The sequence below is a fragment of the Guyparkeria sp. genome (assembly GCF_041687595.1).
Lineage (GTDB): Bacteria > Pseudomonadota > Gammaproteobacteria > Halothiobacillales > Halothiobacillaceae > Guyparkeria.
In genome coordinates this window covers 15201-31354 of the sequence record NZ_JAWLBP010000021.1, presented here as the reverse complement: position 1 = coordinate 31354, position 16154 = coordinate 15201, and the positions used below count along the sequence as shown (strand labels likewise).

General features: G+C 67.9%; 12 protein-coding genes and 1 riboswitch. Of the genes, 6 read left to right on the top strand and 6 right to left on the bottom strand.

Annotation, left to right across the window (positions count from 1 at the left end):
• Positions 1-41: 41 nt before the first annotated feature.
• Together ACESL5_RS05055 and ACESL5_RS05050 are read right to left on the bottom strand one after the other, a co-directional pair.
• On the bottom strand, positions 42-707 hold the full coding sequence (locus ACESL5_RS05055; RefSeq protein WP_372591695.1) for a hypothetical protein: 666 nt from the start codon (positions 705-707) through the stop codon (positions 42-44).
• A gap of 135 nt (positions 708-842) precedes the next feature.
• Positions 843-1538: a sulfite exporter TauE/SafE family protein gene (locus ACESL5_RS05050; protein WP_372591694.1), complete on the bottom strand. Its 696-nt coding sequence runs from the start codon at positions 1536-1538 to the stop codon at positions 843-845.
• Positions 1539-1622: 84 nt separating this feature from the next.
• Between ACESL5_RS05050 and hrpA the strand changes: the two genes are divergently transcribed.
• From hrpA to ACESL5_RS05030, 4 genes are all read left to right on the top strand, one after another.
• Positions 1623-5735: an ATP-dependent RNA helicase HrpA gene (hrpA, locus tag ACESL5_RS05045; RefSeq protein ID WP_372591693.1), complete on the top strand. Its 4113-nt coding sequence runs from the start codon at positions 1623-1625 to the stop codon at positions 5733-5735.
• A 165-nt stretch (positions 5736-5900) separates the two neighbouring features.
• Positions 5901-6488 (top strand): DUF4124 domain-containing protein, encoded by a 588-nt coding sequence (locus ACESL5_RS05040; RefSeq protein WP_372591692.1) that lies wholly within the window; start codon positions 5901-5903, stop codon positions 6486-6488.
• 104 nt (positions 6489-6592) lie between these two features.
• Positions 6593-6889 (top strand): YcgL domain-containing protein, encoded by a 297-nt coding sequence (locus tag ACESL5_RS05035; protein WP_372591691.1) that lies wholly within the window; start codon positions 6593-6595, stop codon positions 6887-6889.
• Positions 6886-7305, top strand: coding sequence for a hypothetical protein (locus tag ACESL5_RS05030; RefSeq protein ID WP_372591690.1), 420 nt, complete (start codon positions 6886-6888; stop codon positions 7303-7305). The genes ACESL5_RS05035 and ACESL5_RS05030 overlap by 4 nt, the downstream gene beginning before the upstream one ends.
• 9 nt (positions 7306-7314) lie before the next feature.
• Here the strand turns inward: ACESL5_RS05030 and cysQ are convergent, their stop codons facing one another.
• Together cysQ and nudE are read right to left on the bottom strand one after the other, a co-directional pair.
• The gene (cysQ, locus tag ACESL5_RS05025; RefSeq protein WP_372591698.1) at positions 7315-8124 is read right to left on the bottom strand and encodes a 3'(2'),5'-bisphosphate nucleotidase CysQ; all 810 of its coding nucleotides are present in this window, start codon (positions 8122-8124) and stop codon (positions 7315-7317) included.
• Between the two features lie 35 nt (positions 8125-8159).
• Complete coding sequence (gene nudE, locus ACESL5_RS05020; protein ID WP_372591689.1) at positions 8160-8729, bottom strand: ADP compounds hydrolase NudE; 570 nt, start codon at positions 8727-8729, stop codon at positions 8160-8162.
• Positions 8730-8880: 151 nt separating this feature from the next.
• A riboswitch (cobalamin riboswitch) is annotated at positions 8881-9075 on the top strand.
• A gap of 40 nt (positions 9076-9115) precedes the next feature.
• Here nudE and ACESL5_RS05015 point away from each other — a divergent pair.
• Entirely contained in the window at positions 9116-10927 is a 1812-nt protein-coding gene (locus ACESL5_RS05015) for a TonB-dependent receptor domain-containing protein (protein ID WP_372591688.1), read from the top strand.
• Between the two features lie 41 nt (positions 10928-10968).
• The gene (locus ACESL5_RS05010; protein WP_372591687.1) at positions 10969-11586 is read left to right on the top strand and encodes a hypothetical protein; all 618 of its coding nucleotides are present in this window, start codon (positions 10969-10971) and stop codon (positions 11584-11586) included.
• An 87-nt stretch (positions 11587-11673) separates the two neighbouring features.
• On the opposite strand, the gene ACESL5_RS05005 is transcribed toward ACESL5_RS05010, so the two are convergent.
• Together ACESL5_RS05005 and ACESL5_RS05000 are read right to left on the bottom strand one after the other, a co-directional pair.
• On the bottom strand, positions 11674-12189 hold the full coding sequence (locus ACESL5_RS05005; protein WP_372591686.1) for a chemotaxis protein CheW: 516 nt from the start codon (positions 12187-12189) through the stop codon (positions 11674-11676).
• An 18-nt stretch (positions 12190-12207) separates the two neighbouring features.
• Positions 12208-16125: an Hpt domain-containing protein gene (locus ACESL5_RS05000; protein WP_372591685.1), complete on the bottom strand. Its 3918-nt coding sequence runs from the start codon at positions 16123-16125 to the stop codon at positions 12208-12210.
• Between the last annotated feature and the right edge of the window lie 29 nt (positions 16126-16154).

Here is a 16154-nt window from a genome sequence, read left to right as displayed (position 1 = left end):
AAGCCGGGGTTTTTGTCGTCAGCGGGCCGAAGCGCGCCTTGTTATCCGGCGACCGACGCCTTGAACAGGTCGGTCCAGGAGTCGTTCATTTCCATCTCGTGGATCACGCCGCGGGAGGTCTGCTTGCCGTCCTCCAGCGCGATCTCGTGGAGCAGCGCCTTCTGTTGCGCGGCATCGATGGTCAGGGCATTGAGGTTGTCCTTGCCGGCGAGGTATTCGGCCACCTCGGCGTGCTCGGCGGCGGCCTTTTCCAGCATCTTCGGCGCCCAGACGGCGACGTGCAGGACGATGCGACCCTCGTAATCGGCATCGGCCAACGCCTTGAGCGTGGCGGAGACCATCGCCTGGTTGTCTTCCGGCGCGATCTCGCCACCGAAGGCCAGCACGATCGCCTCCTTGTCGAGCAGCGACTGAACCGCCTCGGCGGCCTCGGATGCGTCGGCCAGGGCCGCGCTGGAGAGGACGTTGTTGTCACGGTTGTGAGCCACGGCCTCACCGGCGATCGCCCCGCCGAGCGTCGCGCAGATCGACGAGCGGTTCTGGGCAATGCCGAGGGTATGCACGTCGAGTTCCTTGGTCAGGGCCAGGCCAAGGGCCTGTCCGGTATAAGCGCGCAAGACGTACTGGTCACCCATGGTAACGGCGGCGGCCGAGCCGGTTCCGGCGATGCCCACGGCCAGGGCGGCGGCAATCAGGCTTCGTTTCATTCGAATTTCCTCGAGGTTGGGATTAGATTAACTAATGGCCCATTAGAATAGACCCGATTCGCCGGAACGCAAGCCTCCCTCCATGAACGCTTTTCAAGCTTTCATCCGGAATCGCCCCAAACGCATGCCCCCATATCAACCGGCCAGGTCGAAGGCCGCCAGCCCGATCTGGTAGAGACCGAAGGCGATGACCATGCCGCCGGCCACCCGGCGCACCCACGGCTTGCGGGCGAAGGCCGCCAGCTGTCCGGCGAAGGCCCCCATGGCCAGCAGGTTGGGCAAGGTGCCCAGACCGAAGCCCAGCATCAGCAACGCGCCGGCCAATGGTCCGCCGGCGGACAGGGCCCAGATCAGCACGCTGTAGACCAGCCCGCAGGGCAGCCAGCCCCACACCAGGCCAAGCCCGAAGGCCTGTGCCGGTGACTTCACCGGCATCAGCCGCCGGCCGACCGGCTCGATGAAGCGCCACAGCCGCGAGCCGGCCCGCTCGATCCGCGTCAGGCCGAACCACCAGCCCCCCACGTACAGCCCCATCAGGATCATGAAGACACCGGCGATCGCCAGCAGGACGATCTGCGCGTCCTTGATCGGCGCGAGCGACAACCCGAGCAGGCCGATGGTCCCGGCGATGGCGCCGGCGATGGTGTAGGAGGTGATCCGCGCGATGTTGTAGGCGGCGAGATATGGAAAGAGGCTGGTGAAGCGCTCGCGCTTTTCCGGCGGCAGGCCGAAGGTCAGCGCCCCGACGATGCCGCCACACATGCCGACGCAATGGACGCCACCGAAGAACCCCACGGCCATGGCGGCGAAAAAGCTGACGTTCTCGGGCATTTTCCCTCCTGAATCATGGGCACCTCACGAGACGGGGCACGACTGGGCCCGGTCCCGGCGCTCGCTTCTCGTACAATGGACCGCATGAGCACATCCGTCGACCCCACCGATCCGGCCAGCATTCTCGCCTATATCGAACACAACCGCGATCGGCTGGCCCTGCGTCATTTGCCACGCATCGACCGCCAGCTGCGCCGGCTGCAGGAAGCACCGCCTGGCAGCGAGGAACGGAACGAAACCGCCCTCCACCAGCTACTCGACCTGACCAGCCGGGCCGCCGACGAGGTCGCCGCGCGCGAGCAACTGGCCATCCACATCGACTACCCCGAGGACCTGCCCGTCTCCGGGGCGCGCGAACGCATCAAGGCCGCCATCGCCGATCATCCGGTGACCATCGTCGCCGGCGAGACCGGTTCCGGCAAGACCACCCAGCTGCCCAAGATGTTGCTGGAGATGGGCTTCGGGCACCGCGGCCTGATCGCGCATACCCAGCCACGACGGATCGCCGCGCGCAATGTCGCCCGCCGGCTGGCCGAGGAACTCGACGAGGGCGAAGGCACGGACGGCCAGACGGCGGTCGGCTACAAGGTGCGCTTCTCCGACCAGACCCGGCCGAACAGCCGCGTGGCGGTGATGACCGACGGCCTGCTGCTCGCCGAATTGCAGCATGACCGGGAGCTGCTGCGCTACGACGCGCTGATCATCGACGAGGCGCACGAGCGCAGCCTCAACATCGACTTCCTGCTCGGGGTAATCAAGCGTCTGCTCGAACGCCGACCGGATTTTCGCCTGGTGATCACCTCCGCGACCATCGACCCGGAACGCTTCGCCGATCATTTCGCCGACCGTGCCGGACACCGCCCGCCGATCGTCACGGTGAGTGGCCGCGGTTACCCGGTGGAAGTGCGCTACCGCCCGCCGGAAGCCGAACGCGACGAGGACCTGGGCTCGACCATCGCCCGCGGGGTCGCCCACGCGGTCGACGAACTGATCCACGAGGGACCGGGCGACATCCTGGTCTTCCTCCCCGGCGAACGAGAGATCCGCGAGACCGAGCGAGTGCTTTCCCGCCGGGGCCTGAGGAACACCGAGATCCTGCCGCTCTACGCACGCCTGTCGGCGGCCGACCAGCAGCGGGTGTTCGCCCCGCACGCCGGCCGGCGCATCGTGCTCTCGACCAACGTCGCCGAGACCTCGCTGACCGTGCCGGGCATCCACTACGTGATCGACTCGGGGGTGGCGCGCATCAGCCGCTACCACCCGCGGGCACGCCTGCAGAAACTCGGGGTCGAGCCGGTCTCGCAGGCCTCGGCCAACCAGCGCGCCGGACGCTGCGGGCGGATCGCCCCGGGCGTGTGCATCCGCCTGTACGAGGAAGAGGACTTCGAGAACCGCCCGGCCTTCACCGACCCGGAGATCCTGCGCTCCAACCTCGCCTCGGTGCTGCTGCAGCTCGACGCGCTCAAGCTCGGCAGCGCGGAGAGCTTCCCGTTCATCGAGCCGCCCGACCCGCGCCAGCTGGCCGCTGCCCGCAAGCACCTGTTCGAGCTGCAGGCCCTCGACGAGGATGGCCGACTGACGAGGATCGGCCGGCAGCTCTCGCGCCTGCCGATCGACCCGGCGCTGGGCCGGATGATCGTCGCTGCCCGGGAGCACGGCGACCGCGCCACCGAGGACATGCTGGTGGCCACCGCCTTCCTCGCCATTCAGGACCCGCGCGAGCGGCCGGCGGACGCCCGCGGTGCAGCCGATGCCGCCCACCGCGAATTCGCTCTGGCCGACTCAGACTTCGCCTCGGTGCTGGCACTGTGGTCGGCCTGGCACGAGACACGCCGGCACAAGAGCCGCCGCCAGGCACGCCAGTGGGCGCTCAAGCGCTTTCTCAACGCCAACCGGCTGATCGAATGGCATGATCTTGTCGGGCAGTTGCGTGGCTCGGTGGACGAGATGTTCCGCATCCGCCTGCCCGAGTTCGAGCCCATCGTCATGCCGGAAAAGCCGGAAGATGGCGAGAAGCAGAAGCTGTCCGGCGAGCTGGCCGGGCGCATCGAGCAGCTGCACCAGGCCGCCCTCGCCGGCCTGCTCGACCAGATCGGCATGCGCGACCCGGCCCCGCCCAAGCGCTACCAGCAGGCCGCCGGCGACCACCGGGGCAAGAAGCGCCGCCAGCCGACGGTATATCTGGGCGCCCACAACCGCCGCTTCTACCTGTTCCCCGGCTCGGTGACCGTCAAGGCCCAGCCGAAGTGGATCGTCGCCGCGGAGATCGTCGAGACATCCCGGGTGTTCGCGCGCATGAACGCGCCGATCAATCCGCGCTGGCTCGAGCCCATGGCCGGGCACCTGGTCACCCGGGAATACAACGAACCGAGCTGGAACGCCAAGAGCGGCCGGGTGACCGCCTTCGAGACCGTGCGCCTGTTCGGCCTGCCGATCGTCACCAAGCGGCGCGTCGACTATGGCCGCATCGACCCCGTCGAGGCGCGCGAGATCTTCATCCGCCGTGCGCTGGTCGAGGGCGAGTTCGAATCCGCCCAGCCGTTCTGGCAACACAACCAGGCGCTGATCGAGGAGATCCGCACACTCGAGGCCAAGCTGCGCCGCCCGGCCTTCCTGGTCGACGAGCAGGCGCTGTTCGACTTCTACCACGCGCGCATCCCCGCCGAGGTGACCGACGCGCGCAAGCTGGACCACTGGATCAAGAAACACCGTGCCGAGGCCGAACGGCTCGAGCTCACACGCGAAGACCTGCTGGCCACCGAGCCCGACGACCGTCGGCTGGCCGAGCTTCCCGACCACTGGCAGGCGGGCCGCTACCGCCTGAAGCTTTCCTACCACTTTGCCCCCGGCGAACCGGACGACGGCGTGAGCCTGCACATCCCGCTCGGCCTTCTCGACCGCATCGACCCCGCGCCCGCCACCCACCTGGTGCCGGGGCTGCGGCAGGAGAAGATCGAGGCGATGATCCGCGCCCTGCCCAAGGCCGAACGCCGCCACTTCGTGCCCGCGCCCAGCTTCGCCGAGGCGGTCGAGGACCGGATCACCGACACCGACATCCCGCTCGCCCAGGGCGTCGCAGACGAGTTGCGGCGCATGACCGGGCACGAGGTCGACCCGGCCCTGCTCGACGAGCGCAAGCTCCCGGAGCACCTGCGGATGCGCTTCGTGGCGGTCGACGAGGACGGCGAACCGATCGATGCCGACCGTGACCTCAACGCCCTGCGCGGCCGCCAGGCCGAGCGCGCGCGAGACGCCTTCGAGCAGCGTGCCCGGCACCGGCTGGAGGATCATTCGACCACCGAGTGGGACTTCGGCGAACTGCCGGAAACGCTCACCGTCGAGAGCGCCGGCGCCGAACTCGAGGCCCGGCCGGCACTGACCGACCGCGGCGACCACGTCGAGATCGAACTGGTCGACGATCCCGAGCGGGCACGCCTGATCCACGAGACCGGCGTGATCCGCCTGATGCTGCTCAATCGTGCCCAGATGGTCCGCCAGGCCGAATCCGACCTGCGCGGCGACCGTTCGCTGGATACCGTCCGCCTGCACTACAGCCGGCTGAAGTCCCCACGGCCGATCCCGACCGAGGGCATGCAGCGGCCGGGCCGAGCCGACCGCGCATTCGACCAGGAACTGATCTTCCGCGCCGCCTGGCAGCTGGCCGTCGCCGGCGAGCCCCCGGTCCGCGACCCCGACACCTTCCGCGAGCGGCTGGCGCGCCTCGACGGCGAGTTGCCCCGCCGGGCGATGGAGCTGGCCCAGCAGGTCCGGACGATCCTCGAACGCCAGCACCAGCTGCGCCGCCAGCTCGGCGGGCGCCTGCCGTTGTCCGTGATCGAGGCGGCCCGGGAGATCGGCGAGCAGATCGATCTGCTGGTCCATCCCGGCATGGTCTGGCTGGCCTCCGACGAGCGGCTCGCCAGCCTGCCCCGCTACCTGGAAGGCGCGGAAAAGCGACTGGAGAAGACCGAACGCCAGCCGGAGCGCGACCGGATGCTGCGCGTCCCGTTCGCCCCGCTGGCCGAGCAGGTGAGAAACCGGCTGCTCAAGGGCACGCCGGACCTGGTCGACTGGCAGCACCGCGAGACACTGCTCGATCTGCTCGAAGCCCACCGGCTCGCGGTCTTCGCCCAGGAACTGGCCGGCAAGGGCGCGCCGAAGGCAAAGGACGTCGAGGCGGTCTTGAGCGGGAAGTAGCTGCCACTCCCGCCGGCCAACGCGGCAACGAGAGCAGTCGGCCGCCTCCGGCCGTCGAACAAGCGCGCCCTGAACGCGAACGAGGCCGGGCTCCGGTGAGGCGACCGATTCGTCCATGTGTTCCCGCGTGGTCTATAGGAATGAGGGAACACGAGGATTTTCTGCATGACCGACAGCCGAAGGACAACGCACCCCCTGATACCGGGCCTCTTGCTGGGGCTCGCGGCGGCATGGCTTGCCCTGCCGGCAACGGCGAGCGAGACCACCATCTACAAGTGCCTCCAGCCCGACGGCAGCGTGGTGTTCTCGGACCAGCCCTGCGAGGGAGAGATGGAAATCCAGGTGATCGATGCGCCTGCCGCGGGCACCGGCGGGGAGGCGGCCCGCGAGGGTATCGCGCGACTCGCCCGGGAATACGACGAGCGCAAGGAGGCCGAGCGGCTGGCCGCCGAGAAACGGGCCGCCGAAGCAGCACCGCCCGTCGTGATCAACGTGCCGGAGAGTGCCGACAGCAGCCACTACTACCCCTATTACCGGGGCAGTCTCTACGACCGCTACCGGGAGCCGGGCGGCGGCCTGCGCATCGACGAGGACGGCTTCTCGTTCTGGTACGGCGACAGGCCGCCTCACTATCGGCCGCGGCCACCGAGGCGGCCCGACGACACCCGTGACCCCTATTCCGCGACCGGCGAGCCGATCAAGGAACCGGGCTATTCCGGGCGATACCCCGGCGGCTTCCCCGGCTACCGTTAGCCAGACACGGCCGGCGGCCCGGATTTCCCGATGACCGCCGGTTCGGAACGGGGCCGGAATCTGCAATAATCCGCGACCGCATTCACAACGGAACACGGTCAGACATGCAGGCGCACATCTTCAAGAGTCGCAGAAACCCCGACATGTACCTCTTCGTCCGCGAGGGGCAGGATCTCGACGAACTCGACCCGATGGTGCTCGAGAAACTCGGCGTGCTCGATTTCGTGATGGAACTGGACCTGTCGGTCGACCGTGAACTGGCCCGCACCGACACGGCCACGGTTCGCCACCACATCCAGACGCTGGGCTTTCACCTGCAGATGCCGCCGGCGGCCGACAACTGGGCGCACTGGGACAATCTCAAGGCGGGCATCCGTGCCGGCAAGGGCCGGCCCGAATGAGCCGGCATCTCGCCCGCGCCGGCACGGGGCTGGCCCTGGCACTGCTTGCCGCACTGGCCCTGGCCGGTTGCAGCCAGGGCCCCGACCGGGCCGAGGTCCAGGCCGCGCTGCAGCAACAGATCGACCCGCGGGCCGAGGTGGTGATCGTCGAACGCATTGACTCGATGAACGCCGCGGAGCGCGGTGAGGTCTGGCTGGTCGACGTCGAGGCCACCCTGCGCTTTCCCCGCGACCTGGCCGACGTCGCCCGCGACATGGGCGGGGCCGACGCCGGAGAGAGCGCGCTGGATCACCTGGGGCGAGTGGGGCTGATGCTGCGCTTCGGCGAGTTCGAGGCCGGGGAGACCCGCCCCTACCGCACGCGGCTGGAGTTGATCGAGGGCCGCGATGGCTGGATGCCCGTCGCCAGGGACTGAGCCGGCACGTCAGAACGTGGCGATCTCTCGCAGGCGATCGAAATCCAGCTCCATCCCGTTGTGCGCGACGAACATGGGATTGAGCAGGGACTCCTTGGTGTTGTAGCGCAGTGGGCGCCCCTGCAGGTCCGTCAGGTGTCCGCCGGCGGCCTCTAGCACGCACTGGGAGGCGGCGGTGTCCCACTCGGAGGTGGGCCCCAGACGGGGATAGAGATCGGCCTTGCCCTCGGCGATCAGGCAGGTCTTGAGCGAGCTGCCGCAGCGGATGATCTCCGGTTGCCCGAAGGTCTCGCACAGGTGCTGCTCGCGCACGCTCGAATGCGAGCGCGACAGCGCCAGGGTCGGCGGCCACTCAGGTGCGCGGACCCGGATGGGCACGGCCTGCCCATCGGCGTAGCACCACGCGCCGTCACCGCGGATCGCGGCATACTCGCGGTCGATGGCCGGGGCCAGCACCACGCCCAGCACCGGCTCGCCGCGTTCGATCCGGGCGATGTTCACGGAGAATTCGCCGTTGCGCTTGACGAACTCCCGCGTGCCGTCGAGCGGATCGACCAGCCAGTACGTGTCCCATCCCTGCCGCTCGCGCCAGGTCGGCGCACGGGTTTCCTCGGTCAGCACCGGTATGGAGGGATCGAGCGCGGCGAGGCGTTCGGAGATCAGCCGATTGGCCACCATGTCCGCCTCGGTGACCGGCGAGGTGTCATGCTTGCGCTCGACGGCGAAGTCACTCTGGTAGACCGTCATGATCTCCCGGCCGGCCTGTTCGGCGATCTCGCGCACGGCCTCGAGGAGGAGCCGGTCGCTCCCGCCTCCGATACCCTGCGCCCCATTGCGCTGATCAAGCTCTCCGTTCACGCCATCCCTTCCCTTTCTCGTGCCTCGAGGTGCCCACGCACCAGGAACATCGCCGCCAGCGACCTCGCCTCGGAGCAATCGCCGGAGGCGGCCAGTTCGTCGAGATCGGCCATCGGCAGCAGGCTGACCTCCAGCGGCTCGGGCTCGTCGCCCGGCAAGCGCGCCGGGTAGAGCGATTCAGCCAGGACCAGGTGGGTGCGCTGACCGGAGTACGTCGGGGCCATGGTCAGCTCGTTGAGCCGCGTCAGGCGGCGGGCGCCGAACCCCGCCTCCTCCATGAGCTCGCGGTTCGCCGCCTCGACCGGCGTCTCGCCGTCGTCGATCCGCCCCTTCGGCAGGCCCAGTTCGTAGCGTTCCGTGCCGCAGGCATATTCGCTGATCAGCACGAACTCGCCCTCATCGGTCACTGCGGCGACGATCACCGCCCCGTTACGACCGCCCCGAAGGCGCTCGAAGGTGACCTCGGCGCCGTTGGCGAAACGCAGGTCCACGCTTTCGACGCGGAACAGGCGGGTCTCGGCCAGCGGACGGACCGCCTGGATGGTAGGTGGGGCTTTGGACGGCATGGGCTCCCCGTGGATGCGAACCTCTGGAATCCCGATCATTGTAGCCGACAAGGCCGGCAAACCCGTGACCGGCACCACGCCGACTCGACTCATGCAATCCATGAGACACACTTGCCTTGTGCCCTTGCCTTCTTGCACGTTTTTCCAAACAATGCGCTCCGACATCAGAGGTGGTGCCCCGCGAACCGTGGTGGGCACTGAAACAGGGAAACAGGTCCAACGCCTGTGCTGCCCCCGCAACGGTAGGTGGTGACGCCCGCATCGAAGCGCCACTGGCTCGGCGAGCCGGGAAGGTGATGCCGGTATGCCACGAGCCCGGAGACCGGCCTCTGAACGGTTTTCCCGACCTGCGGTGGGCTGGTCGGCAAGCGCGACACCCCGAAACCATGACCAATCGCACCTCAGTCCGACGCCCGTCCCTGATCGCGGGCCTGCTCTGCCTCACCCCCCTGTCCGCCGTGGCCGACGACGACCGGTTGGGCACCATCAACATCACCGCCGTCCGCGAGGCGCCGAGTGTGGCCCCGGCGATGCCCCAGACCGTGATCACGCGCGAGGAGATCGAGCGCAGCCAGGCCCGTTCGCTCGAGGACCTGCTGACCGGACGGGCCGGGTTGAATGTCACGAATCTCGGCGGGCCGGGCAAGCAGTCGAACGTCTCGATCTGGGGGCAGAGTGCCAGCCGCACGGCCGTGTTCGTCGACGGCATGCGGATCGGCTCGGTGTCCGCCGGTCAGTCTTATCTCGAGCACATCCCCCTCGCCCAGGTCGAGCGCATCGAGATCGTGCGCGGACCTCGCTCCGGGCAATGGGGCGCGGATGCCGGCGGCGGGGTGATCCAGATTTTCACCCGCGAGGGCGCCGAGGATGGCGTGCATCTCTCCGGTGGCATCGGTGCCGGCTCGCGCGGACATCGTGAGGCCGACGCTCACGTCGGTGGCCGCCAGGGGGCGTTCGACTACTCGCTGGGCGTGGCCCACCAGGAGACCGACGGCTTCGACGCACAAAGCGATCCCACCACTGACCCGGACGACGACGGTTATGAACGCGATTCCGTCCAGCTGCAGGCCGGTTACCGCTTCGGTGATGGCGGCCATGTACGCGCGCACGCAATCGCCAGCTCGGCCGAGGTCGAATACGATGGTGATTCCGACAACAGCGAAATCGAGCAGCGCACCATCGGCCTGTCCGCCTCCACCGGTCGGATCGGATTCTGGCAGTTGCGCGCCCGGGCCGGGCGGCATATCGACGACCAGGACAGCTACAAGGGCGAGTTGTTCTTCTCCCGCTTCGACACGCAACGCGACACTCTCTTTGTCGCGAATGACTTCTTCGTCGACGAATCCACAACGGTCACGCTGGGCGCCGACCAGACCGACGACAAAGTCTCAGCAGATCTCCCATATACGACCGAGAAGTACGAAGAGGACTCGCGTCGCAACCAGGCCCTGTTCGCCCAGGTCAACACGGCCATCGGCGAGCGTCTGGATGTGCAAGGGGCCCTGAGACGGGACTTCAACGAACAATTCGGCACGGCGAACACCGGCTCGCTGGATCTGGCCTATGCACTGACCGACGCCTGGACGCTGACGGCCGGGCATGGCACGGCCTTCACCGCCCCGTCGTTCAACCTCCTCTATTACCCCTTCGGCTTCGGCAACCCGGACCTGGAGCCCGAACGAACTCGGACGACCCGCGCCGGCGTCGACTGGCAGCACGGTCCGTACGCGCTGGAACTCAGCGCCTTCCGCAGCAAGGTGCGTGGCTTCATCACGCCCGGCGAGAATCCCGAGAACATCGAACGCGCCGAGATCGATGGTGCGGAAATCGCGGGCTCGCTAAGCCTGGACGACTGGCAGACCGGCATGGCACTGACTTATCTCTCTACCGAAGACGAGCAATCGGGCGATCGCCTGCCGAGGCAGCCCCGCTGGAGTGGCCGTCTGGACGTGGACCGGGCCATCGGTGCATTCACCGTCGGCGGCACCCTCCGTGGCCAGAGCGATTCGGAAGGCGGACCCTGGGCGGAGGACAACCAGGGCTTCGTTACCGCCGATCTGCGAGGCGCGTATCGAATCAACGCCGACTGGCGCATCGAGGCTCGCGTGGAAAACCTGTTCGACCGCGACTACCAGGTGGTCCGTGGCTACAACCAGGCGCCCCGCGGCGTGTTTGTGAGCCTGCGCTACGGGCGGTAAGATAGCCATCCGCACAGGCACACCCCGGGACGGGCACGACCATGCACAATCCGCTGCAGGACAGCATCACACCGAACAGCCGCACCACGGGCATCGCCCTATTGGTCCTGCTGGCGCTGTCGATGCTCGCCACGCGTTACCACCACTTCAGCTCGGCCTTGCACTTGGCGGACACGTCCTGGGCAGTCTTTTTCCTGGCCGGACTGTGGTTCCGGCGGGCTGCCGTGCTCGGCGGGCTGCTGGCGCTGGCCGTGCTCATCGACCTGGGCAGCGTGGTGATCGACGGGGCGGCCATGGCCAGCTGCTTCTCACCGGCCTACCCCGGCGTGTTGCTGGCCTATGCGGCACTATGGGGTAGCGGCCGACTGGCCGGCCGTGCGCTCGATCGGGGCGCCGTCACCTCCCGGCTGGGCGGCGGACTGCTGGTGGCGGCATCGTTGCTGGTCGGGATCGTTCTGGCCTTCGCCATCTCCAACGGCACCTTCTATGCCCTGTCCGGGCAGTTCGGGGAGATGACGGCGGGCGAGTATGCCGACCGGACCATGGGTTACCTGGCCGGTTATCTCTCCTCGGCCGTCACCTACTCGCTGGCGGGGCTGGGCGGGCTGGCCGCCTTCAATCTCATCCGCGAGAGTCGGCGCGAGCAACGCCAGGCCTGACCGCCGGGTGCTGCCACCCGAAACGGAAGAACCCCGGCCACCACTGGTGCGCCGGGGTTCTTTTCGAGCGAAACGAAACCGCGATGCTCAGGACAGGGCCTGCCCGGCTCCTTCCGTCTCCTTGATGCGCATCTGGTCGACCCGCTCCTCAAGCATGCGGATGTCGGGGATGGCCGTCAGACGCCCGCCGATGCGCACCACCGCCTTCCAGAGCGCATTGTCCTGCGGGCCCGCCGACTCGATATGAGCGGGCATGATCTGCTCCGAGCGGGGTACGCCCGACAGCAGCACGGCGTAGTACGGCAGGGCCCGCTCCGGGTCGGTACCGTAAAGCACCGCGCAACGCACGCGCCGGCCGATGGTGGGCACGGGCTCGCCGTTCATCGCCTCGATGCTGATAAGCGGCACCTGCTGACCGCGCCACTCCACCATGCTCGCCTCGTTTCGACCCAGTCGTATGCTGCCTTCCGGCAGCGATACATCCGTGATCTCGGCGATCAACGCGTAGGGAACGACCATGTCCAGGTCCGTCAGCTGCGTGGGCAGGCGCACCGCCCGCAGCGGGGCCTCGCTGGCCATTGATCGATCGCTTTGCTGCTCCATCAGACAGGACTCCGGTGATTAGTCTGCATTCGGCTCGACGCCGCTGTCGACGACCGAACGTTCGGCGTCGACCGGCTCCCACTCGGCGGCCTCGCGCGGCGACAGTCGCTCGATGGTCTCGATCAACTCCATTTCCGTGTACGGCTTGCCGAGGTAGGCCGACACGCCCAGGGCTTCGGCGCGATTGCGGTGCTTCTGCCCGGTACGCGAGGAGATCATGATCACCGGGGTGTCGGCCGCACTGCGATCGTTGCGGATCGCGCCCAGCAGTTCGAAGCCGTCCATCCTCGGCATCTCGATGTCCGTGAGGACCAGGTCCGGCAGCTTGTCCTGCAGGACACCCAGCGCCTCGACACCGTCCCGAGCGAGCACCACGTCGTAGTTGTTCCGTTCCAGCGTCCGGGCGGTGACCTTGCGCACGGTGAGCGAGTCGTCGACCACCAGGACGGTCGGGCGCTCGCGTCTGGGCTTGACGCCCGCCTGCTCGCCCAGGCGGCGCTGGTAGTCGCGGCGCTGGAACTGCTGGACCAGCTCGAACAGCTCGAGGACCAGCATCACGTCGCCGTCGTCGGCGATGGTCGCCCCGGAGAGACCCGGGATTCGGCCCAGCTGCGGCCCCAGAGACTTGACGAACAGCTGGATGCCGCCGAGCTGGTGGTCGACGTGCAATGCGAAGCGTCGTTCGCCGAGCTTGAACAGCATGACCGGGCGGATCGCCGCCACGTCCTCGGCAGCCTCCGCCGAGGACTGACCCCACAGCAACTCGCCCAGGTAGTAGAGCGGATACTGCTCGCCGTCGTATTCGAACTGCGGCTTTTCCTCGCGGTAGAGCTCGGCCAGCGCCACCCCGGTCATCCGGGTCACGGCCACCACGCCCTTGTAGGGGATCGCGTAACGGTCATCGCCGTTGGCGATCAGGATGCCCTTGGTCATGGCCTGCGTCAGCGGCAGGTTCAGGCGGATCTCGGTGAAGCGACCCAGTTCGGAGTCGATGTCGACGAAGCCACCCAGTTCACGGGTAGCACTCGCGACGACATCCATGCCGACGCCGCGGCCGGCGACCTGTGAGACGTTGCCGGCGGTGGAGAAGCCCGGCAGGAAGATCAGGGACCGAGCTTCCTCGTCGCTTACCTCGACATCGGAGGGGATCAGGCTGCGCTCCACTGCCTTGCGGCGGATCGCATCGACATCCAGGCCCCGGCCGTCATCACGCAGGCTGACCGTCACGTTGCCGCCACCGCTGTCCACGTTGAGCACCAGCCGGCCGACGGGGTTCTTGTTCAGCGCCTGCCGCTCCTCCGGCGGCTCGATGCCGTGTGCCAGCGAGTTGCGCAGCATGTGCTCCAGCGAGGGAAGCAGCGCCATCAGCGTCACCCGGTCGAGTTCGGCGTCACCGTTCTCGATCACCAGTTCGGCCTGGCGTCCCATCTCGTCGCCCACTTGCCGGACGATGCGGCGCAGGCGGCTGGCCACGTCGTTGAACCGCACCAGACGCATCGCCAGCGCACCGTCCTGCATCTTGCGACCCAGGCGCGACTGCTGCAGGAGCATCAGCTGGGACTGCTCGGTCAAGGAACTCAGCGTCTCCTCGATGTTGGCCACGTCGCCAAGGGATTCCATGATGCCGCGGCTGAGTTCCTGGACCTGGGTAAAGCGGTCGAACTCCAGCGGATCGAACTGGTCCTCGCTGATGCCGGCCTCTTCGATCAGATCGGCCTTGATCTGGGTCTCGGTCTCGATCTCAAGCCGGCGCAGCTGACTGCGCAGACGCGTGACGGTCTGCTGGAGCTCGAAGAGTTGCCGCTCGAAACCGTTGACCTGGCGATCGATCCGCGACTGCAGCAGCACCGACTCGCCGATCTGGTTGACCAGCTCGTCGATGCTGCCGGCGGCGACACGGACCTGCTCGTCGCGCCGTTCCGGAACGGACTCCTGTTGCGCGGCCGGCGCTTCCGGCTTCTCCGCCGGCTCGACCACGGTCTCCGCGGCCGAGGCGGTTTCCGGCTCGGTGGTCTCCGTCACCGGCGGCTCGGTCGGCGCGACCTCTTCCGCCGACTCCTGCTGGCCACGCTCGACGAAGCGCTGCGCGCCGGCCGGGTCACGGATCATCGCGATCAGCTCGCGCTGCTGCGGAACCGGCTGCTGGTTCCGCACCCGATCGAGCAGCCCGGCAATCACGTCGTAGCTGTGCTGCACCAATGCGACCAACGGCTCCTTGTCCTCGGACTCCGCGTGGCGCGCGGTATCCAGTCGGCCTTCGAGGTGGTGCGCCACATCGCCGAGATTGAGCAGGCCCGCCATACGCGCCCCGCCCTTAAGGGTGTGAAGGTTGCGGTGCAGCAACCGGATCGATTCCAGATCGTTCGGGTAGACGCGCCAGTGGGCCAGATAGGCATCGGCCTGCTCGAGCAGCTCGTCAGCTTCGTCGAGGAAGATCTGCAGGATGTCCTCGTCCTGTTCGGCGGGATCATCGTCCGGCCGCTCCTCGATATCGTCGATAGCCACGGTGTCCGCGTGCGCCTCGACCGGGGTGGCGGCTTCGCTGACCTCTGTCGACGGTTGGTCCGGCGCCTCGGATTCCGGCTCTTCTTCGGCCTGCCACGGCTCCACCGCCAGCAATTCCGTCTCCGGCTTGGGCTCGGATTCGGACACTTCGGCAGCTTCCGGCTCGGCCGGAATCTCACCCGCCTCAGCCGCGACGTCGCCATCCGGCTGGGTTGCCTCCGGCTCGGCAAACTCGGCGGATTGATCGCTGGTTTCCGCCGACGCCGGCTCACCCGGCTCGTTGCCGGTCGCCCAGGCAGTCCAGGCCTCCGGCTCATCGAAGGACTCGGTGGCCTCCGCCACGTCGGCCGTCGGTTCCTGCTCCACGTCATCGTGCTCGGGTGCCGAGGTGTCGACGCTAGTTGACTCGGCTCCGGCGGTTTCCACCGCAACCCGCTCGGATTCGGATTCGTCCGATGTCTTCTCGCGGGAATCACGCGCCTCCACGCTTTCGGTCATCTCGCCGTAGTGGGCCAGCGCCTGTTCGAAGCGCACACCTAGGCGCCGCTCGATGTCGCTGCTGTCCGGCACCTCGCGGGCGGGATCCACGGCCCAGCGCCGCAGGGCCTCGATCATGTCCGCGCCTTCGGCAAAAAGATCGAGGTCCCGACCACCCAGGCCCTCGTTGTGAACCGACAGGATGCGGGTCCACTCCTCGAGGTAATGGGCCAGGGTGGCGATGACGTCGACGCCGGCAGTGCGCGCCGAACCCAGCGTGGTATGCAGTAGCCGCACCAGCTCGTTGTCGCAGATCAGGCCGATGCCGTTATCGCGGGCTTCGGCGATTTTCTCGTGCAGCTCGCGGATGTAGCCGCCGATCTCCTGGTCGAAGATCTCCCGAAGCACGGGATCCTCGATGATGGGACTGACCTCGGGCTCCTCGGAACCCTCGTCGGCAGGCACCGGCTCGGCCGCATCCTCGATCGCTGCGGTAGCCGATTCAGCGGACGCCTCCTCGACGACGTCGCTGTCGTAACCCGACTCCGCGGCGAGCCGCTCGCCAGACTCGAGCCGATCGGCCAGCTCGCGGGAAGCGGCCCAGTGACTGTCGGGCGTGGGGCGACCAGCCTCAAGATCGGGCAGGGCCGCCTCCATCAGCGCTACGGCCTCGACCGCGCCGGTCTGGACGGTGTCGCTGCTCTCGACCTTGCCGTCGATCACTCCGTTGAGCAGTCGTTCCCAGGACCAGGCCCATTCGCCGATGACGTCCAGACCCACCATCCGGCCACTGCCCTTGATGGTGTGGAAGCCCCGACGCAGGTTGACCACCGCATCGGCATCCCCGGAGTTGCGCCAGGCGGCGGCGGACTCGACGATCTCGGGCAGGGTCTCGCCCATCTCCTCGGCGAAGACCTCGCGCATCTCCTGCATCATCGGGTCTTCGTCGACCATCTCCTCGGCAGGGCTATCGGGCACAGCAG

Bases quoted from the DNA above. Each gene is read 5' to 3' on its own strand.
- ACESL5_RS05010 (WP_372591687.1), top strand. From the start codon at position 10,969: ATGCACAATCCGCTGCAGGACAGCATCACACCGAACAGCCGCACCACG.
- ACESL5_RS05050 (WP_372591694.1), bottom strand. From the start codon at position 1,538: ATGCCCGAGAACGTCAGCTTTTTCGCCGCCATGGCCGTGGGGTTCTTC.
- ACESL5_RS05055 (WP_372591695.1), bottom strand. From the start codon at position 707: ATGAAACGAAGCCTGATTGCCGCCGCCCTGGCCGTGGGCATCGCCGGA.
- ACESL5_RS05005 (WP_372591686.1), bottom strand. From the start codon at position 12,189: ATGGAGCAGCAAAGCGATCGATCAATGGCCAGCGAGGCCCCGCTGCGG.
- hrpA (WP_372591693.1), top strand. From the start codon at position 1,623: ATGAGCACATCCGTCGACCCCACCGATCCGGCCAGCATTCTCGCCTAT.
- ACESL5_RS05035 (WP_372591691.1), top strand. From the start codon at position 6,593: ATGCAGGCGCACATCTTCAAGAGTCGCAGAAACCCCGACATGTACCTC.
- ACESL5_RS05000 (WP_372591685.1), bottom strand. From the start codon at position 16,125: ATGGTCGACGAAGACCCGATGATGCAGGAGATGCGCGAGGTCTTCGCC.
- nudE (WP_372591689.1), bottom strand. From the start codon at position 8,729: ATGCCGTCCAAAGCCCCACCTACCATCCAGGCGGTCCGTCCGCTGGCC.
- ACESL5_RS05040 (WP_372591692.1), top strand. From the start codon at position 5,901: ATGACCGACAGCCGAAGGACAACGCACCCCCTGATACCGGGCCTCTTG.
- ACESL5_RS05030 (WP_372591690.1), top strand. From the start codon at position 6,886: ATGAGCCGGCATCTCGCCCGCGCCGGCACGGGGCTGGCCCTGGCACTG.
- ACESL5_RS05015 (WP_372591688.1), top strand. From the start codon at position 9,116: ATGACCAATCGCACCTCAGTCCGACGCCCGTCCCTGATCGCGGGCCTG.